The organism is Cyanobium sp. HWJ4-Hawea (assembly GCF_024345815.1).
Taxonomy (GTDB): Bacteria; Cyanobacteriota; Cyanobacteriia; order PCC-6307; family Cyanobiaceae; genus Cyanobium_A.
The window spans coordinates 16,886-32,243 of the sequence record NZ_JAGQBV010000013.1 but is presented as its reverse complement, the minus strand read 5'-3'; the positions used below and the strand labels follow the sequence as shown (position 1 = coordinate 32,243).

17 protein-coding genes are annotated in these 15,358 nt (G+C 60.5%); 8 read left to right on the top strand and 9 right to left on the bottom strand.

The genetic code is table 11. From position 1 onward, the window contains the following. Window positions 1-226 precede the first annotated feature (226 nt). The 7 genes from KBY58_RS04670 to KBY58_RS04640 all read right to left on the bottom strand — a co-directional run bounded on the left by KBY58_RS04670 (window position 227) and on the right by KBY58_RS04640 (window position 3,623). Window positions 227-919: an IS5 family transposase gene (locus tag KBY58_RS04670; protein ID WP_255003193.1), complete on the bottom strand. Its 693-nt coding sequence runs from the start codon at window positions 917-919 to the stop codon at window positions 227-229. Further along, entirely contained in the window at window positions 820-1,311 is a 492-nt protein-coding gene (locus tag KBY58_RS04665; RefSeq protein ID WP_255003192.1) for a hypothetical protein, read from the bottom strand. The genes KBY58_RS04670 and KBY58_RS04665 overlap by 100 nt, the downstream gene beginning before the upstream one ends. A 6-nt stretch (window positions 1,312-1,317) precedes the next feature. Then, the gene (locus tag KBY58_RS04660; RefSeq protein ID WP_255003191.1) at window positions 1,318-1,800 is read right to left on the bottom strand and encodes an ATP-binding protein; all 483 of its coding nucleotides are present in this window, start codon (window positions 1,798-1,800) and stop codon (window positions 1,318-1,320) included. A 134-nt stretch (window positions 1,801-1,934) separates the two neighbouring features. Continuing rightward, on the bottom strand, window positions 1,935-2,447 hold the full coding sequence (locus KBY58_RS04655; RefSeq protein WP_255003190.1) for a GNAT family N-acetyltransferase: 513 nt from the start codon (window positions 2,445-2,447) through the stop codon (window positions 1,935-1,937). After that, window positions 2,444-2,743 (bottom strand): DUF1778 domain-containing protein, encoded by a 300-nt coding sequence (locus tag KBY58_RS04650; protein ID WP_255003189.1) that lies wholly within the window; start codon window positions 2,741-2,743, stop codon window positions 2,444-2,446. The genes KBY58_RS04655 and KBY58_RS04650 overlap by 4 nt, the downstream gene beginning before the upstream one ends. Window positions 2,744-2,857: 114 nt before the next feature. Then, on the bottom strand, window positions 2,858-3,367 hold the full coding sequence (locus tag KBY58_RS04645) for a TspO/MBR family protein (RefSeq protein WP_315858033.1): 510 nt from the start codon (window positions 3,365-3,367) through the stop codon (window positions 2,858-2,860). A 25-nt stretch (window positions 3,368-3,392) separates the two neighbouring features. Next, the gene (locus KBY58_RS04640; protein WP_254933054.1) at window positions 3,393-3,623 is read right to left on the bottom strand and encodes a hypothetical protein; all 231 of its coding nucleotides are present in this window, start codon (window positions 3,621-3,623) and stop codon (window positions 3,393-3,395) included. 104 nt (window positions 3,624-3,727) lie between these two features. Between KBY58_RS04640 and KBY58_RS04635 the strand changes: the two genes are divergently transcribed. Continuing rightward, the gene (locus KBY58_RS04635) at window positions 3,728-3,994 is read left to right on the top strand and encodes a hypothetical protein (RefSeq protein WP_255003188.1); all 267 of its coding nucleotides are present in this window, start codon (window positions 3,728-3,730) and stop codon (window positions 3,992-3,994) included. Here the strand turns inward: KBY58_RS04635 and KBY58_RS04630 are convergent. Next, the gene (locus tag KBY58_RS04630; protein WP_255003217.1) at window positions 3,991-4,662 is read right to left on the bottom strand and encodes a superoxide dismutase; all 672 of its coding nucleotides are present in this window, start codon (window positions 4,660-4,662) and stop codon (window positions 3,991-3,993) included. The genes KBY58_RS04635 and KBY58_RS04630 overlap by 4 nt on opposite strands. A 219-nt stretch (window positions 4,663-4,881) precedes the next feature. Between KBY58_RS04630 and KBY58_RS04625 the strand changes: the two genes are divergently transcribed. Continuing rightward, entirely contained in the window at window positions 4,882-5,619 is a 738-nt protein-coding gene (locus KBY58_RS04625) for a response regulator transcription factor (RefSeq protein WP_255003187.1), read from the top strand. On the opposite strand, the gene KBY58_RS04620 is transcribed toward KBY58_RS04625, so the two are convergent. Beyond that, window positions 5,581-5,745, bottom strand: a complete 165-nt coding sequence (locus tag KBY58_RS04620) for a hypothetical protein (protein ID WP_255003186.1) — start codon at window positions 5,743-5,745, stop codon at window positions 5,581-5,583. The two genes, KBY58_RS04625 and KBY58_RS04620, sit on opposite strands and share 39 nt — an antisense overlap. Window positions 5,746-5,978: 233 nt before the next feature. Between KBY58_RS04620 and KBY58_RS04615 the strand changes: the two genes are divergently transcribed. The 6 genes from KBY58_RS04615 (at window position 5,979) to KBY58_RS04590 (ending at window position 15,196) form a co-directional block, all read left to right on the top strand. Beyond that, window positions 5,979-6,416 (top strand): sigma factor, encoded by a 438-nt coding sequence (locus tag KBY58_RS04615; RefSeq protein ID WP_255003185.1) that lies wholly within the window; start codon window positions 5,979-5,981, stop codon window positions 6,414-6,416. A gap of 277 nt (window positions 6,417-6,693) precedes the next feature. Then, window positions 6,694-9,957: a DISARM system SNF2-like helicase DrmD gene (drmD, locus tag KBY58_RS04610; protein ID WP_255003184.1), complete on the top strand. Its 3,264-nt coding sequence runs from the start codon at window positions 6,694-6,696 to the stop codon at window positions 9,955-9,957. An 8-nt stretch (window positions 9,958-9,965) separates the two neighbouring features. Then, complete coding sequence (locus KBY58_RS04605) at window positions 9,966-10,295, top strand: nucleotidyltransferase domain-containing protein (RefSeq protein WP_255003183.1); 330 nt, start codon at window positions 9,966-9,968, stop codon at window positions 10,293-10,295. Further along, on the top strand, window positions 10,288-10,683 hold the full coding sequence (locus KBY58_RS04600; RefSeq protein ID WP_255003182.1) for a HEPN domain-containing protein: 396 nt from the start codon (window positions 10,288-10,290) through the stop codon (window positions 10,681-10,683). The genes KBY58_RS04605 and KBY58_RS04600 overlap by 8 nt, the downstream gene beginning before the upstream one ends. Next, a complete protein-coding gene (locus KBY58_RS04595) occupies window positions 10,683-14,888 on the top strand; it encodes an Eco57I restriction-modification methylase domain-containing protein (protein ID WP_255003181.1) in 4,206 nt (1,401 codons plus the stop codon). The genes KBY58_RS04600 and KBY58_RS04595 overlap by 1 nt, the downstream gene beginning before the upstream one ends. After that, on the top strand, window positions 14,885-15,196 hold the full coding sequence (locus KBY58_RS04590; RefSeq protein WP_255003180.1) for a nucleotidyltransferase family protein: 312 nt from the start codon (window positions 14,885-14,887) through the stop codon (window positions 15,194-15,196). Before KBY58_RS04595 ends, KBY58_RS04590 begins: the two co-directional genes overlap by 4 nt. Window positions 15,197-15,358 lie beyond the last annotated feature (162 nt).

The following is a 15,358-nucleotide window of genomic DNA, read 5'->3' as shown; positions in this document are numbered from 1 at the left end:
ACGGAAGAAGAAGCTGACAAGAATCAACCTCGAAATGATTAGCTATAGTGAGTGGAGCCAGCCTTCTCAACCATTGTGCCGGGCAACATAAGGGAACCTCGAATAATAAAGAATTTGAGCAGCCTGTAGAGAGCATAAAAAACGCCCTAAGGCGTTTAAATATTTTAATCCTATGTCAGAAAGCGTGTTGGCCTATGGCAGTCCAGCTTTTAGATTTCCAAAAGATTTATCCCAGCAATGCTGCGGGTCTAGAGCAATGAAGATAGCGAAGAAAGTTAAAAGTTAGGCTCTTTAGTCCCCACCACGCCTTAGTCCTTTCAAGCCCAATCTTTCTCGTCAACTTTCCACCCATAGACATGGTCATACAGCCGAAAACATGTTCAACACAAGCCCTAATTGTTGACTTGACACGGTTCAGTTCTTTGCTCGCTTCTTGTAGAGGATGATTACGTGAGCCTTTTTCATGGATCAGACTTTCGTAGCCACCTAGGCTCAGTAGTTCTTCATATCGCTGGCTGGAATATGCTGAATCCGCCCAGACGTAGGCATGCTCATTCTCTGGATCTAGTACACTTGGGAACATCTGACTATCATGAATACTGGCAGTTGTAATTGCATAGCGGCGGATAAATCCATGGTCAACATCGATGCAAATACTGTTCTTGTAGCCAAAGTGGTTGACGCCATTCTTTTTCACCCAGCGAGCATCTAAATCCTTCTGCTGCAATCGATTTGGCTTTTCTTCCCAGCCCTCTGGAATATTACCCGCCTTGATTTCCTTATTTTCTTCTCTGGAATTACGTTGCTTTGGAACGGGAACTAGTGTTGCATCAATGATTTGCCCACCCGCGGCACCGAACGGGCAATGTTTTCGCCAAATGCCCGGGTCAGGATCTGTTGTTGCACCGCCGTATCGCAACGCCTTCCTGCCGTGCCAACCCAGTCGTCCTTGATGCTTGCCGCATCCATCTCCCCTATCAAGGTGGGCAGGCAGGCCACATGCAGCTTCAGGGGATAGCCAGATGCCACCGCATCACGGTTGGGATTCATCGGCACCCTTTGCTGGATATCGCAGTGGTACGGCACGCTCCAATCAAGGGCAGCCACCGGGATGCCCATTTCATAGATCGTGGGCTGTTCATCCCCAGCGGCAGGCACCAGGTGGATCGCCGTGCGCCGGCTTGGTTTCTTCCAGCTTTGGCTGCCCGGGTCATAGACCTCAGTGCTCAAGCTGGTATTGATCATGTGGGTGATCGATCGCCCAGAAATCAAGCTGCCGTTCACCTCCAGCTCCACACCAGCAGGCACCAAAAACCGTTAGAAGTAGCTGTCCAGTTGCCCTGCAATCTCCCCGGGCCATGGCATCTGCATCAGCACCTGGGTTCCGGTTACTGCAACGGCCAGGGAGCTCTGCCGGCTGATCCGTGCACCGTTGTCGCGCAGAAACTCCAACTGCTGTAAGCCACTCGCCACCCTTGCCTGTTCGGCAATACAAAGCGCCTCCTTAAATCCTCTCCCGAAGCGGCCGCGTTTGAGGTGGCTGTCGGTTTTGTGGGTCAGGTAAACGACCCGTAGATCAGCAAGCTCCTCGATGCCGGATCCGTTATCGGTGCAGCTCACCTGGAAGTGCTCACCCACCAGCCCGTAGCGCAGCTTGATTTGACCCTGCTGGCCATCAGCAAAGGAATCCAAGGCGTTCTGCACTAGTTCTTTCACCAGGTGCTCTGGAGGGCGGGCCGCATTCATGGCGGCAAAGCCTTCGGTGCTGATCGATAGCCAGCCCTGGGATTGGTTCTGCATGGCGGATGGCCGGTTTATGGGTCGCTCGTCGCGAATGATCCAGCTTCCCTGGAACAATTGCCCGCGGGGGCGCCTCTCCTGCGAACGACGAGCCAGCGTCAAGCCCTAGGGCAACACCTGGGGCAGTTGATTCTCTATCTCCACATGGGCTTCGATCCATCGCCCTGGAGATCCTTGAGCAACACAAACAGGTGCAAGGGATCAGTAGGGGAGGCGTGGAAACCGAAATGGGTGTAGAAGCTTTGTGCGCGTTCATCCTTGGCATGGACCGCCAGGGCGCGGATACCGGCGATCTGGGCCGCCGCCAGCGTGCGGCCGATGGCATCCTTCAGCAGTGCTGCACCCAGGCCCTTCCCCTGGTGCTCAACCGCCACGGCCAGCCGGGCGAGCACCATCAGCGGAATCGGGTGGCGCGCCAACCCCTTGCGGATGCGTTCGGGGGCCTCATCCGGGCTCACCTCCCCCACCACCAGGGTGTGGAAGCCCGCCACGGCATCGCCGGCTAGCGCCACGTAGGTGCGGCTGGCACGGGCTCTTTGATTGGCCAGGGCGAAGCGGATTAGGAAGCGGTTCAGGGCCTCCTCGCCGCAATCAAAGGCCTCCACCGCATGGCTGGCCTGGAGCGGCTCGATCCGATACGGGCTCACCCGGCGCCACCGGCAAGGCTCTGCTCCAGCACGCTGGGCTCCTGCAGCAACCGCGCCAGTCGCGGATGCATCTGGGGTGGTGCATCCAGGGCCGCCACCAACGCCTCCCACCGCTCCCCATCGAGCTGGAAGCTCTGCCGATCAGCCAGCGTTTCGGCAGCGCTGGTCAATGCGCTCTCCAGCACAAACTCGCTCACGCTGCGCTGGGCAGCCGCTGCAGCCCGCTGCAGGGTTTGCTTGGCCCCTGGTGTCAGCCGCAGGTCCAGCTTCTCACTGCGTAAGGGTGATGTTGTCATCGCCGCACCTTTTCCAGCCACCCTAGAGCTGGAGGCCAGACAATGTCAGGACGATCTCGCCAGGCTGAGTCATTCTTTCCAACTCGCTGCGCTGACCTGACCCCCGGGCCAATTTCAGCGATTTAGCCGCTGCATCTGCCAGGTCACCAGGGTGCCCAGGGGGCTCCAGAGCAAGTAGGGAATTAGTAGCAGCACCGCCGGTATTGAGTGGGGCAACACCACCATCGCCAGCGCCACGCCCCACACCCAGCCGGCCAGGCCCACTGCCGTGCCATTGCCCAGCTTGCGGGTGGTGCAGATCAGCCAGGTGTAGCTCTGCACCAGTAGCAGCAGGCCCAGGTAGCCAGCCATTAGGCCCCAGCTCCAGCTGCCGTTCCAAGTCAGCAGGGCTGAGCTGTAAAAGCAGACGTAGATGCTGATCCAGATCAGCGGTATCAGGCCCTCAAAGGTTAGCCAGGCCGGCCGCCGTAGACGAATGAACCAGGCGAATTGTTCGCGGCTTGGATTGAGCAGGGCCCCCACCGCCACCATCACCAGCAAGATCAGCAGCGCAGCAACCATGGATCCTGTGTGGGGCCTCACCAGCCTGGCCTGGCGCCGATCATTGCCGGGCATTCGCCGCATCTGGGGCAAGAGCAATGCCCTTAGATCAAACCTGCTCTGAATTGGCCGCCTGGGCTTCAAGGGCGGTGGATTGGAGGTTTTCAAATACATCCGCCAGCACCCGGGTCACATTTGCTGGCAACTTGGCCTCAGGGGCAGCCTGGGAAGCAAGCAAAACCATCGTGCAAGCGTCCACTAGGGCTGAGGCCTCCTGGGAAGTCAGGTTGATCAGGTGCTCCCCGTGGAGGTGGGTTACGCGCAAGGACTTGCCTGCCACTGCCTAGGAATGTATCAAGCGATACATGGCTAGCCCTTTTGTCACCTGATCTCTTCGGTATTGGGCGAGCGCGGAACCCTAGGGAGCCCCTTTATTTGGCTCCTATGGATTGTCGCCGCCTGGTGGTTTGGATTGCTACGGGAATTTTGGGTTTCCAGGGGATTTCCCTGGCCGTGGGCCTGGTGCATTGCTGGAGTTTTGCCTCCTGGCATGTGCAGCGCCATGGACCAATGCAGCAGGCTCTCCAGCTTTGCGATCCCCTCCAACAACGCATCGATGATGCGGTCAGCCACGGCATTGGCCTGCTGGCTGTTTTGGCAGTGGGTGGGGCCGTTGGCGCCCTGATGCCCGGCTGCTCCGACCAGCCCTAGGAGAAGCGCCTGTTCACCTCATCCCAATTGACCAGATCCCACCAGGCGCTGATGTATTTCGGACGCATGTTTTGGTAGTTGAGGTAGTAGGCGTGCTCCCACACATCCAGGCCAAGCAGGGGTTTTCCCCTTTCGATGCCCGGTAGGTCCATCAGGGGGTTGTCCTGGTTGGCGGTGGTGGTGATGGCCAGGCCGCCATCGGGCTTGACGATCAGCCAGGCCCAGCCAGAACCAAATACGGAGCTGGCCGCCTTGTTGAATTGCTCCTGCATGGCTGGCAGCGAGCCAAAGGCTGAATCAATTGCCTTGCTCAAGGCCTTTGAGGGCTTACTGGAAGTGGTTGCCGTGGTGGACGTGCTTGCAGGTGCCATTACCAGCCAAAATTGGGAGTGGTTGTAGTGGCCGCCGCCGTTGTTGCGCACCGCCGTATTGAAGCGACCAATCTGCCCCTGGAGCTCTTCAACTGAAAGTTGCTCCAGCTCGGGGTAGGTGGCGATCTGGGCATTGAGATTATTCACGTAGGCGCCGTGGTGCCTGTCGTGGTGAATCTCCATCGTTTTTTGATCAATTTGCGGCTCCAGCGCCTCGCTTTGATAGGGCAGTGGCGGCAGCACATACTCCGCCCAGGCTGCTTCCGGCGCACCCAGCAATAGGGGCGCCAGCACCATTGGCAGTAGCAGCAGCAGGCCAACGAAAAAGGCTGCGGCCTTGCGGCCAAGCTGGGTCGATTGATGGGCCATGGGGATGCCAGTGGCCACTGGGGCCAAATTTGCAGACAGGCTAATAAAGGCCAGGTGCCGCCGCTAATTCTTAAGGATGGCTTTATTTGCCAGTAGTTGCACATTCTGGAATCTTGTTTTCTATGGATATATATCTGATCCCTTTCCGTGGTTTCCGCCGATATACGCCAATCATTCCCGGCTAAATACGCCGAACTTGAGAAAGACCTGGCCGGCTATGCAGTGATCTCGGTGATGGGATCCTCTGCCCTGCTCAGTCTTGCGGTGCTGCAATATCCCCGCATCGATTTATGGGCTGAATCGCTTAGCAAGCTATGGCAATTGCCCATACCCGATCAGGGGCCGTTGCTGATCTGCTGCAGCGATGATCTTCCCGATGGTTCCCTGCTCGACCTGCTCTCCCAGTTGCAGCAGCGATTAGGGCCCCAAAACAGCAAGTGCCCCATCAAGGTGCTGGCCCTGCTCGATTCCCACACCGATGGCCCCACCCTGAAGGCCCTGCTAAGGGCCGGGGTGCATGGGCTTTGCTGCATTGATGCAGTCGGCGAGGGCCAGGCCTTACTTGCCCTGGCCACCATCCTGCGCGAAAGTGTCTTTATCGATGATCGCTTCAGTAGGCGCCTTGCCGAACCCAGCGGCCCCAGCCAGTGCCTCGGATCAGTCGGTGGTTTGAGTGATCGGGAGCGCACGGTGCTGCAATTGCTAAGCGCTGGCAATAGCAGTGCGGAGATGGCTGGCCGCCTGCGGATTCGCCCCGATACGGTGCGCCGCTACCTCAGTGACGCCTACCAGAAGATTGGCGTAAGGGATCGCTCCCAGGCGGTGGCCTGGTGCCTCAACCAGGGCTTAGTGACGCGGCGCGAATTGCAGCAACTCTTTGGCTGAAAGGGTTTCGAGGTCTAGTAGGCGGAATTGATCGCGGGTTTTCGGTAGCCAGCGCGCCAAGGCGGGGCCATCGCCGAGGAAGGGCAGATGGTGCTCCACCCCATCCAGCACTCCCCAAAAGACCATCCAGCCACTGATGGGGTGTGCCCGTTTGAATGATGGTGGGATTTGTAATCCCACATCTGTGGGGATGGTTGGCCACGGGGGTGGATTGGGAGCCAGTTGGCATCAGGAAATGGCTGGATAGATTTTTGGTTTTGCTTTTGTTTTGATGCGGTTTGTTTTAGAAGTTATTTTTGAATTCCTCCATGCCCAGGGCCCTTGGTGGCTGGCACATTGAGGGCAATCGCACTGGAGCAATGCCTAATTCCAAGCCGGGTTTGATGGGCGACCACCACCGGGCCTTTGCCATCAAACATCTCAATTTGGCTCGCCACCAGGCCCATCGTTTTGCGCGGCGCCATGACATCCCCTTTGAGGATTTAATCGGCGTTGCCTATGAGGGGCTGTGTAAGGCAGCCCTGGGATTTGATGCCTCAAAGGGCTTCATGCCCTCTAGCTATGTGGTGCCAAAGGTGAAGGGTGAATTGCTCCACTATGTGCGCGATTTTGGCTACGGGCTGCGTATCAGTTGTGCCCTTAAGGAGCTCTGGATGCGGGGCCGCAGGCAGCTGCCGCTTGGCTATGGCGATGCCGAAATTGCCAGCCAGCTAAAGGTGAGCCTCGATCGCTGGTTGGAATGCCGCTTGGCCTGCGAATTTGCCCCGATCCCCCTGGATCAGGCCCAGCTGGAATAGCTGGGGGGCTCGATGGTTGAACTACGAAATCGGGCCTAGGGTGATCCCACCATCAGCCCTGTCAGTGGTGGAGATCGACTCCCATCGCCAAACGATCGCCAGCATCGCGGCTGTCCTGACCAATGACATCGTGATTCTGGATCGGGGCTAGAAACTGTGATCTTGTTTAGCGACACCTCAGCGAGGACAAAACCCTGCCTCGACAAGGAAGAAGGTGGTGGGAGGCTCCAAGACCGCCCTTTCAATAGAGGTGAGGACATCCATGCTTGAGCTGGTTTTGACCAAACCCAGTAAGGGCTGCGTTGTCTATTGCCGCAGCCACCACCACTTAGTTGAGGACGTCAAGCCGCCGGAGGATGGCGGCGACACGGTGGTGCGGCTCGCCTGCCTGGATGACGACGCCAATGGCCAGATCACCGAGGTGTTCTGGGAGCGTGAGGTGGATGCCCGTGTGCTGGGCCAGAGCACCTGGGAGACGATTGGCCAGCGGGGCTTCGATGACCCGCGGGTGTTCTCCAGCTACCTGCACACCCTGCAGTGGAACTGCGTGACGGCCACCGACCCAGGGCTGTTCCAGGCGCCGCTGCGGGCCGGGATCGATGTGAAGCCCTACCAGTTGGAGCCGCTGCGCAAGGCCTTGCGGATGCCCCGGGTAGCTCTGTTTATTGCCGACGACGTGGGCTTGGGCAAAACGATCGAAGCGGGGCTGATTGTGCGCGAGCTGCTGATGCGCCAAAAGGTTCAGCGCGTGGTGGTGGTGCCGCCGCCGTCGGTGGTGCTGCAGTGGCAGGGGGAAATGGAGAGCCGTTTCGGCTTGCCGTTCCAGGTGATGAACCGCGACTACGTGTCGCGGATGCGGCGGGAGCGGGGCTGGGGGATCAACCCCTGGGCCACCCACACCCGCTTCATCCTCAGCCAGGCCTTGGTGCGCAACGAGGACTATGCCGGCGCCCTGCGCGATTGGCTGGGTGATGGCGAGCGAGCGCTGCTAATCCTCGATGAGGCCCACAACGCAGCCCCCGCCAGCGGCTCGAAGATTGCCGTGGATTCCAAGCTCACCCGGGCCATCCGCAGCCTGGCCAGCTGCTTCGAGCACAAGCTGTTTCTCTCGGCCACGCCCCACAACGGCCACAGCAATAGCTTCTCGGCGTTGCTGGAAATCCTCGACCCCACTCGCTTCTGCCGGGGCGTGCCGGTACGCAACAAGGCCGACCTGGAGCCTGTGTTGGTGCGCCGCCTTAAGGAGGACCTGCGCCGGATCGGCGAGGAGCTGCCTAAACGCGAGGTGGTGCCGGTGGTGATTGATGGCCTCGATCCCGCCACCCCCGAGCTGGAGCTGGCCCGCCTGCTCAAGGCCTACCGGGCCCTGCGGGAACAGCGGCTCAAGGGGGCGGGCAGCAAGCAACGCGCTGCCGAACTGCTGGTGGTCACCAACCTGCAGAAACGGCTACTCAGCTCGATCGAGGCCTTCCACCGCACGCTGGGGGTGCATTGCGACACGCTGCAAAGGCGTGATGCCGGCGAACGTTTACGCACGGCCCGCGACCCGGCCCAACTGAAGCTGCTGCAGCAGGCCATCGATGGCGACGACGAGCGCGCCGATGCCGATGAAGACAGTGTGGAGCGGGAAGCCGAGCAGGAGCATCGCCTGGCCCTCGCTACCACCGAACTGGGCGCAGGACCCGAGGAATGGGCCTTGCTCAAGGACATGCAACGCATCAGCGAGCGTGCCCGCTATGGGCCCGATGCCCGGATCCACTACCTGCGCCGCTGGATCGAGCAGCACCTCTGCCCGGATCTCGCTCAGGAGGGGGCCCAGTGGAACGGGGAGCGGCTGTTGATCTTCACCGAATACGCCGACACCAAGCGCTGGCTGCAGGAGCAGATCGAATCACTTATTGCCGGCAGCGACCGGGAACGGGAGCGGATCGCCACCTTCCATGGCGGCATTGGCGATGAGAAGCGGGAAGCCCTCAAGCGCAGCTTCAACAGCCCGCCGGAGCTGGATCCGTTGCGCATCCTGATCGCCACCGATGCGGCCCGGGAGGGGGTGAACCTGCAGAACCACTGCCGTTATCTGTTCCATTTCGATGTGCCCTGGAACCCCGGGCGGATGGAGCAACGCAACGGCCGCATCGACCGCACCCTGCAGCGCGCACCCGAGGTGTTCTGCCATTACTTCGTGCTGGCGGACCGTGATGAGGACCGGGTGCTGGACGTGCTGGTGCAGAAAACCGAGGAGATCCGCAAAGCTCTGGGCTCCCTGCCGCCGGTGGTGGTGGGGCGGCTCAATGAACTGTTGGCCAAGGGGATCAATCCCACCGCCATTCAAGAAGTGATGGAGCAGATCCAGGGGGTGGATCAGGAGGAGGGCACCAAGCGCAGCCAGGCCCTGATCAACCTTGAACTGGAAGACAACAGCCGCGAGCGAGACGACGAGCTGCGCCAGCAGGTGGGCCGGCTGGAGAAGGCGCTGCAGAAGTCGGAAGACTGGCTCCACTTCAGCAGTGATCTCTTCCGCGATGCGCTCAACACCAGCCTGCGGGTGAGCGCCCAGGGGAGCGGGGTGGGGAGTGGATTAGTGCCGCAGCTGACAGCCAGGGATCCGGCGGCTGCCCAGGCCGATCCCGAGCGGGCCGAATGGATCTTCCCCGCAGCCGATGAGTTGCCCGGCGGCGAGCAGAGCTGGGGCGATGTGTTGGATGCGCTGCGGCGGCCACGCCAGCCTGGCGAAAAGCTGTGGGAGTGGCGCCGCAACACGGTGCCGCAGCCGGTGGTGTTCAAAGACCCAAAGGAGGTGAACGCCGATCGGGTGCACCTGCACCTGGAGCACCCCCTGGTGCAGCGGCTGCTGAATCGCTTCCTGGTGCGCGGCTTCCAGGGCGAGGAGCTGAGCCGGGCCGCGGTGATCGCCACCAATGACGACACCGCCAAGTTGATCCTGCTGGCGCGCCTGTCGCTCTATGGCCACGGCGCCGCTCGCCTGCACGATGAAGTGCTGGAGCTAGTAGCTGAATGGGATCCGGCGGATCCCACCAGGCGGCTGCGGGTGCTGAACGCCACCAAGACCGACATGGCCCTGGCCGACCTGGAAACCAGCCTGCGCCAGCGCCTGCCAGCGGTGGATGAAGCGATCCAGCACCAGCTGCGGGTCGGGCTTCCGGCTGATGTGGCCCAGCTCAAGGATCGCCTAGAAGCCCTCGCCGCCGAACGGGCTGAACGGGCCAGGGGCCAGCTGGGCAAGCGCGCCGAAGACGAGGCCAACGCCTTTGTAAAGGTGCTGCAGGAGCAACGGGAGCGGATCCTCAAGACCCGCACCAAGCACGACAGCGAGTTTGATCAGCTGGCCTTCGGCTTTGCCGACCAGGAGCTACGCCAGCTGCGCGACAACCGCTCCCACTGGGACAAGCGACTGGCACGGATCGAGCGAGAGCTTGAGCTGGAGCCGGCCGCGATTCGGCGCACCTTTGAGGTGGCCACGGCTCCGCGCATCGAACCCGCTGGCGCGATCGTGCTCTGGCCGCTGGAGGCGGCGCGATGATGGACGCCATGGCCTCCACTCCTCCCCCCCTGGTGACCCGGCACGCCCTGCGGGCCTTCACCCAAAGGCTGGTGGATCACTTTGCTCCGGAGAAAGTGATCCTGTTTGGCTCCCAGGCCAGGGGCAAGGCCCGCTGGGATTCGGATGCCGACATCTTGGTGGTGATGCCGTTTGAGGGCAGCTCGTTTGAGCAGCGGCTGGCCATGCTTGAGCTGGGGGCACCGGCATTTCCGGTTGACCTGTTGTTATGCAGACCTGAAGCCGCAGCTCAACGGTATGGATGGGGCGATCCGTTCATCCGGGAGGCGTTGGATCACGGCGAAGTGCTCCATGGCTGAGCTCAGCCCTTTGGTGCAGGCCTGGATCCGCTACGCGGAGGACGACTGGCACGACAGCCAGATCCTGGCAAGCGCTGGAGGCAACAGGCGCAGCGTCTGCTTTCACCTGCAGCAATGCCTGGAAAAACTGTTCAAGGCCGAGCTGATGCGGCTGGCGGCGCCTGTGCCCAAAACCCATAACCTGCGGGAGCTGTCGGATTTGTTGCAACAGGCTGGGGCCGACTGGAGTGCTGCATCCATCGATCTCAACCGGCTGTCGTTGGCGGCGGTTGACTTCCGCTACCCCGATCCCAGTGAACCCGAGCCAGACATTGATTTGGTCTTGATTCAATCGATCGCAGCCGATCTCAGGGGGCGGCTGTTGGATCGTCTTGGGGTGAAGCACTGATGCCACCCCGCGCCCCGGGTGTTCACACCCACGAGGAGTGGAAGGGCATGGCCCAGCCAGTGGGTCTGGTGGTGGAGCCGGTGGTGCTCAACCGGCTGGGGATCTTCCCCGAAGGTGCCACCACCGTGCTGGCCGACTGGCAGCAACGGCTGGAGCAGCTGCTGGAAGACCAGCCCATGGCCAACCAGCCGGATGGCGAGCAGTGGCTGAGTGTGGCGCCCAGCTTTGAGCTGTTCTGCCAGGAGGTGCTGGCCTGGCAGCCAGGGGATCTGCGCAAACCCGAGGAGCTGGCGGCAGAGGTTGCCGTAAGCCTCGACGACTACGACGAGGTGCTCCGCCCCGAGTGGATCGTGGGCGAACCCAGCCAGGGGGATGGGCCGCTCAAGGCCCAGCTGCTGGTGCAGGAGCTGCCCATGGGCACGCCCTTCGATGCCCTGCCCAAGGGCGGCGATGGCCGGCGCGGCTGGGAGGCCACGCCCCAGCAGCGGCTGGAGCGGCTGCTCAAGGAAAGCGAGCACCCGATTGGCCTGCTCTGGAATGGGGCTGCCCTGCGGCTGGTGTTTGCGCCGCGGGGTGAATCCAGCGGCCATCTCACCTTCCCGCTAGAGCCGATGACCACGGTCGACGGGCGGCCAATGCTGGCGGCCCTGCAGATGCTGCTCGGGCCGGATCGCCTATTTGAGGGCGGGGCCAGCAACACGCGCCTGCGGCCCCTGATGGAGCAGAGCCGCAAGGAGCAAAACGAGGTGAGCACCCGCCTGGCCGAGCAGGTGCTTGAAGCGCTGTGGATCCTGCTGCGCGGCTTCGATGGGGCGGGTCTGGCAGAGGCGGAAGAAGAGCCCAGCCACATCTACGGCGGCCTGATCACCGTGCTGCTGCGGTTGGTGTTTTTGCTCTACGCCGAAGACGAAGAGCTGATGCCCACCGATTCGCTCTACGGCCAGCACTACAGCGTGGGCGGCCTGGCGCAGCGCCTGCGGCAAGACCGCAGTGATTACCAGAACGCCATGGAGGGCCGGCGGGGTGCCTGGGCCACGCTGCTGAGCTTGTTCCGCCTCGTTTATGACGGTGGCGGCTCTACTGAGGCCTACCTCCCGGCTCGGCACGGCGAACTATTTGATCCTGAGGCTTACCCCTTCCTGGAAGGCCGCACGGCAGACACGGCGTACACCGATGGCCCCTTGGCCACGGTGCCGGCGATCAGCGACGACGTGGTGGAGCAGGTGCTCACCAAGCTGCTGCTGCTTAATGGCCAGATCCTCAGCTACCGGGCCCTGGATGTGGAGCAGATCGGTTCGGTGTACGAGGGAATCATGGGCTTCATGGTGGAACAAGCCACCGGCCCCAGCGTGGGAATCACATATCGGCCGCCGCGCCAAAAGATCACGATCACGGTGGTGGTGGATGCCGAGGAGCTGCTGGCCCAGGCGGGCAGTAAACGGGCGAGCTGGCTGGATGAACGGGCCGGCGTGAAGCTGAAGCTGGCGGCTCCCATCGCCCGTGCCCTGAAGGAGGCGAGTAGCCATGGAGATGTGGCGGAAGCTCTGGGCAAACGGCTTTCAGCGCACACTGCGCGGGTGCTGCCCGCTGGCTCGCTGATCCTGCAGCCCACGGCCGAAAGGCGCCGCAGCGGCAGCCACTACACCCCCCGAGCGCTCACCGAACCGATCGTGGCTGAGGCCTTCCGCCCGTGGCTGGAGCGCTGCAACCACCAGCCCAAGGCAGAGCAGATCCTGGACCTGAAGGTGTGTGATCCGGCGATGGGCTCGGGCGCCTTCCTGGTGGCGGTGTGCCGTTACCTGGCGGGCTTGCTGGTGCAGGCCTGGGAGCGCGACGGTTATCCCAATGACTTCCGCGAAGAATGGGACAAGGACATCGTGGCCCGCCGGCGGATCGCGCAGAGCTGCCTCTATGGGGTGGACAAGAACCCGTTTGCGGTGAACCTGGCCAAGCTGTCGCTCTGGCTGGTGACTTTGAGCAAAGAGTTGCCATTCACCTTCGTGGATCACGCGCTCAAGTGCGGCGACTCCCTGGTGAGCTACTCGGTGAAGGAGATCCGAGCAGCGATGAGCGAAGTGCAGCTGGGCTTTCTTGATGCTCAGAACCGGATCTATGAAGAAATGGGAATTGATCGGAGGGAAAGCTTCGCCTTCGACAGCATCAGCGATGCCGACTACGACAGCAAGAAGCAGCGGCTGGATGAGCAGATCAAAGCCACGGAGGGCTTGCGACAGGCTGGCGATCTCATGGCGGCGGCGTTCTTCGCCAAGAACAAACCGAAGGATCGGGCCGATAAGCAGCAGGTGTATCTGGCAATGCTCAGCGGCGCCTTCAACGATGAGGGCCTGCAGAATTCGATTCAGGAGATCCGCATTCAACTGGCCTCAGGCGAAAGGGGAATTCGACCCTTTCATTGGGATCTTGAGTTTCCAGAGGTGTTCAGCGAAGGCAGACAAGGTTTTGACGTATTGACTGGGAACCCACCTTTTGCGGGGCACATTACGCTTGCGAGCATGTCCCATCCAGAATATTCCAACTGGCTCAGGGCTCATTGCAAAGGAGCCGAAGGCAAATGCGATTTAGTTGCTTTCTTCTTTCGTAAGTCATTTGCACTCTTATCCCCTGGAGGAGCTTTTGGATTGGTAGCAACAAAAACCATCTCGGAGGGGGATACTCGCTGCGCCGGTCTCAAATGGATTTGCCTAAATGGTGGCATCATCTACAGTGCTGCTGCGAGGCTAAAGTGGCCAGGAGTGGCCTCGGTTGTTATCAGCATTGTTCACGCTGTCAAAGGCAGATACACTGGACTTATGCGTCGCAATGGCGTCGCCGTCGAGAAAATCAACTCCTTCCTTTTTGTAAATGGGGGCGACGAAGAACCCATGAGGCTTCACTCCAATGCAGGAAAGAGCTTTCAAGGCACAATCGTCCTTGGGATGGGATTTACATTTGACGAATCTGGGGAAAGCGCTGGCAACCTGGCCGGGGAGCCTTCCTCCCTGGAAACAATGCATGCAGTCTTGAGAGAAGAACCCGCGAGCTCGGACGTAATATTCCCTTATATAGGCGGTGAAGAGGTCAACTCCAATCCATTTCACTCCCACCGAAGATATGTAATTGATTTTGGACGCCTGTCAGAGGCTGAATGCCGCACCAGATATCCCAAGCTACTTGAGATTGTCGAAAATAAGGTCAAGCCAAAAAGACTGGCCTCGGCGGCGAAGAGCAATTCCGCCCATGGAGCGCGAGCTGCGATTTGGTGGCAGCACTACCACAGAGCGACCGACCTATACCAGGCCATTCAAGGCAGAAAGACCGTTATGGTCAACAATAGTTCAGCCTCAGCATATAATGCATTTGCGATTCTCCCGACTGGATCAATATATGCAAATACCTTAAATATCTACTCCCTTGACGACCACGCTTCATTCTCAGTTCTTCAGTCTTCAGTGCACGATATATTTGCCTGGTTCTTTGGCTCCTCTCTGGGCGACCAGATTCGGTACAATCCTTCGGACTGCTTTGAAACGTTCCCCTTCCCATTTGATGTTAGTCAATCATGTGCAGAAGCTATCGTGGCCGGAAAATCCTGTCGGCTTCTAGATGATATTGGCCGTAGGTACCTCGTATTTCGAGCTGAAACGATGGCAGGCAATTCAGAAGGTCTTACTAGCACCTACAACCGTTTCCACGACCCATTCGAAACCAGCAGCAGCCTCCTGGAGCTGCGCCACCTCCACCGCGAGATAGATCTGACGGTGCTTGAAGCCTACGGCTGGAGCGACGTGCCCACCGCCTGCGGCTTCGGGCTTGATCACCTAGATCTAGAGGAAGATGCTCAGATCCCTGAAGACTTACAAGAGCGCATCGACAGCGGCGACTTGTTTTTCTGGGATGCCGGCGATGCCCTCGATTTCCAGGGCCAGCTCCGGGCCCACGGCGCCGTGAAACCGACCAAAAAGCTGCCCTGGCGCTACCGCTGGCCCGATTCGGTACGAGATGACGTGCTGGCTCGGCTGTTGGCGCTTAATGCGGAGCGGTATGCCGAAGAGGTGGCGCTGGGGGTGCACAGCAAGGCAGGTAAACAGGCTGCCAAGGCCGCCAGTGCTGGCGGCGGCGCTGGAACCGGCAAGCAGCGGGGGCGTCCGCCGAAGACTCCGGCCCCTGATTCGGGCCAGACTATCCAGATCGGACTGGTGCTATGAACCTCGCCCTCGCCCAGCCACAGCTCGATGCCATCGCCGACGCCTGCCGGCGCCACCAGGTGCTGCGCATGCATCTGTTCGGCTCGGCACTTCGCGACGACTTCGACCCCACCCGCAGCGACCTGGATCTGCTCGTGGAGTTCCAGCCGATCGAGCCGGGCGCACTCGTGCAGGCCTACTTCGGCCTTGAGCAGCAACTGGCCTCGATCACCGGCCAGCCAGTGGATCTGGTGATGGCCGATGCCGTACGCAACCCCTACGTGCGCCGCGACATCGAGGCGTCGAAGCAGCTGATCTATGAAGCGTGATTCTCGGGCCTTCCTCAGCGATGTGATCGAGGCTGGTCACGCCATCCAGCAGGCCGTCGCTGGCATCAACCTCGATCTTTACTGCAACAACCGCTTGATTCGCTCGTCTATTGAGCGGGAGTTCACGATCATCGGTGAGGCACTCAATCAGCTTCTCAGCGA

Coding starts and splice junctions, on each gene's coding strand:
- KBY58_RS04660 (WP_255003191.1), bottom strand. CDS start 1,800: ATGCAGAACCAATCCCAGGGCTGGCTATCGATCAGCACCGAAGGCTTT.
- KBY58_RS04615 (WP_255003185.1), top strand. CDS start 5,979: ATGCCTAATTCCAAGCCGGGTTTGATGGGCGACCACCACCGGGCCTTT.
- KBY58_RS04635 (WP_255003188.1), top strand. CDS start 3,728: ATGGATTGTCGCCGCCTGGTGGTTTGGATTGCTACGGGAATTTTGGGT.
- KBY58_RS04595 (WP_255003181.1), top strand. CDS start 10,683: ATGCCACCCCGCGCCCCGGGTGTTCACACCCACGAGGAGTGGAAGGGC.
- KBY58_RS04605 (WP_255003183.1), top strand. CDS start 9,966: ATGGCCTCCACTCCTCCCCCCCTGGTGACCCGGCACGCCCTGCGGGCC.
- KBY58_RS04600 (WP_255003182.1), top strand. CDS start 10,288: ATGGCTGAGCTCAGCCCTTTGGTGCAGGCCTGGATCCGCTACGCGGAG.
- KBY58_RS04620 (WP_255003186.1), bottom strand. CDS start 5,745: ATGGTCTTTTGGGGAGTGCTGGATGGGGTGGAGCACCATCTGCCCTTC.
- KBY58_RS04630 (WP_255003217.1), bottom strand. CDS start 4,662: ATGGTGCTGGCGCCCCTATTGCTGGGTGCGCCGGAAGCAGCCTGGGCG.
- KBY58_RS04650 (WP_255003189.1), bottom strand. CDS start 2,743: ATGACAACATCACCCTTACGCAGTGAGAAGCTGGACCTGCGGCTGACA.
- KBY58_RS04590 (WP_255003180.1), top strand. CDS start 14,885: ATGAACCTCGCCCTCGCCCAGCCACAGCTCGATGCCATCGCCGACGCC.
- KBY58_RS04645 (WP_315858033.1), bottom strand. CDS start 3,367: ATGCGGCGAATGCCCGGCAATGATCGGCGCCAGGCCAGGCTGGTGAGG.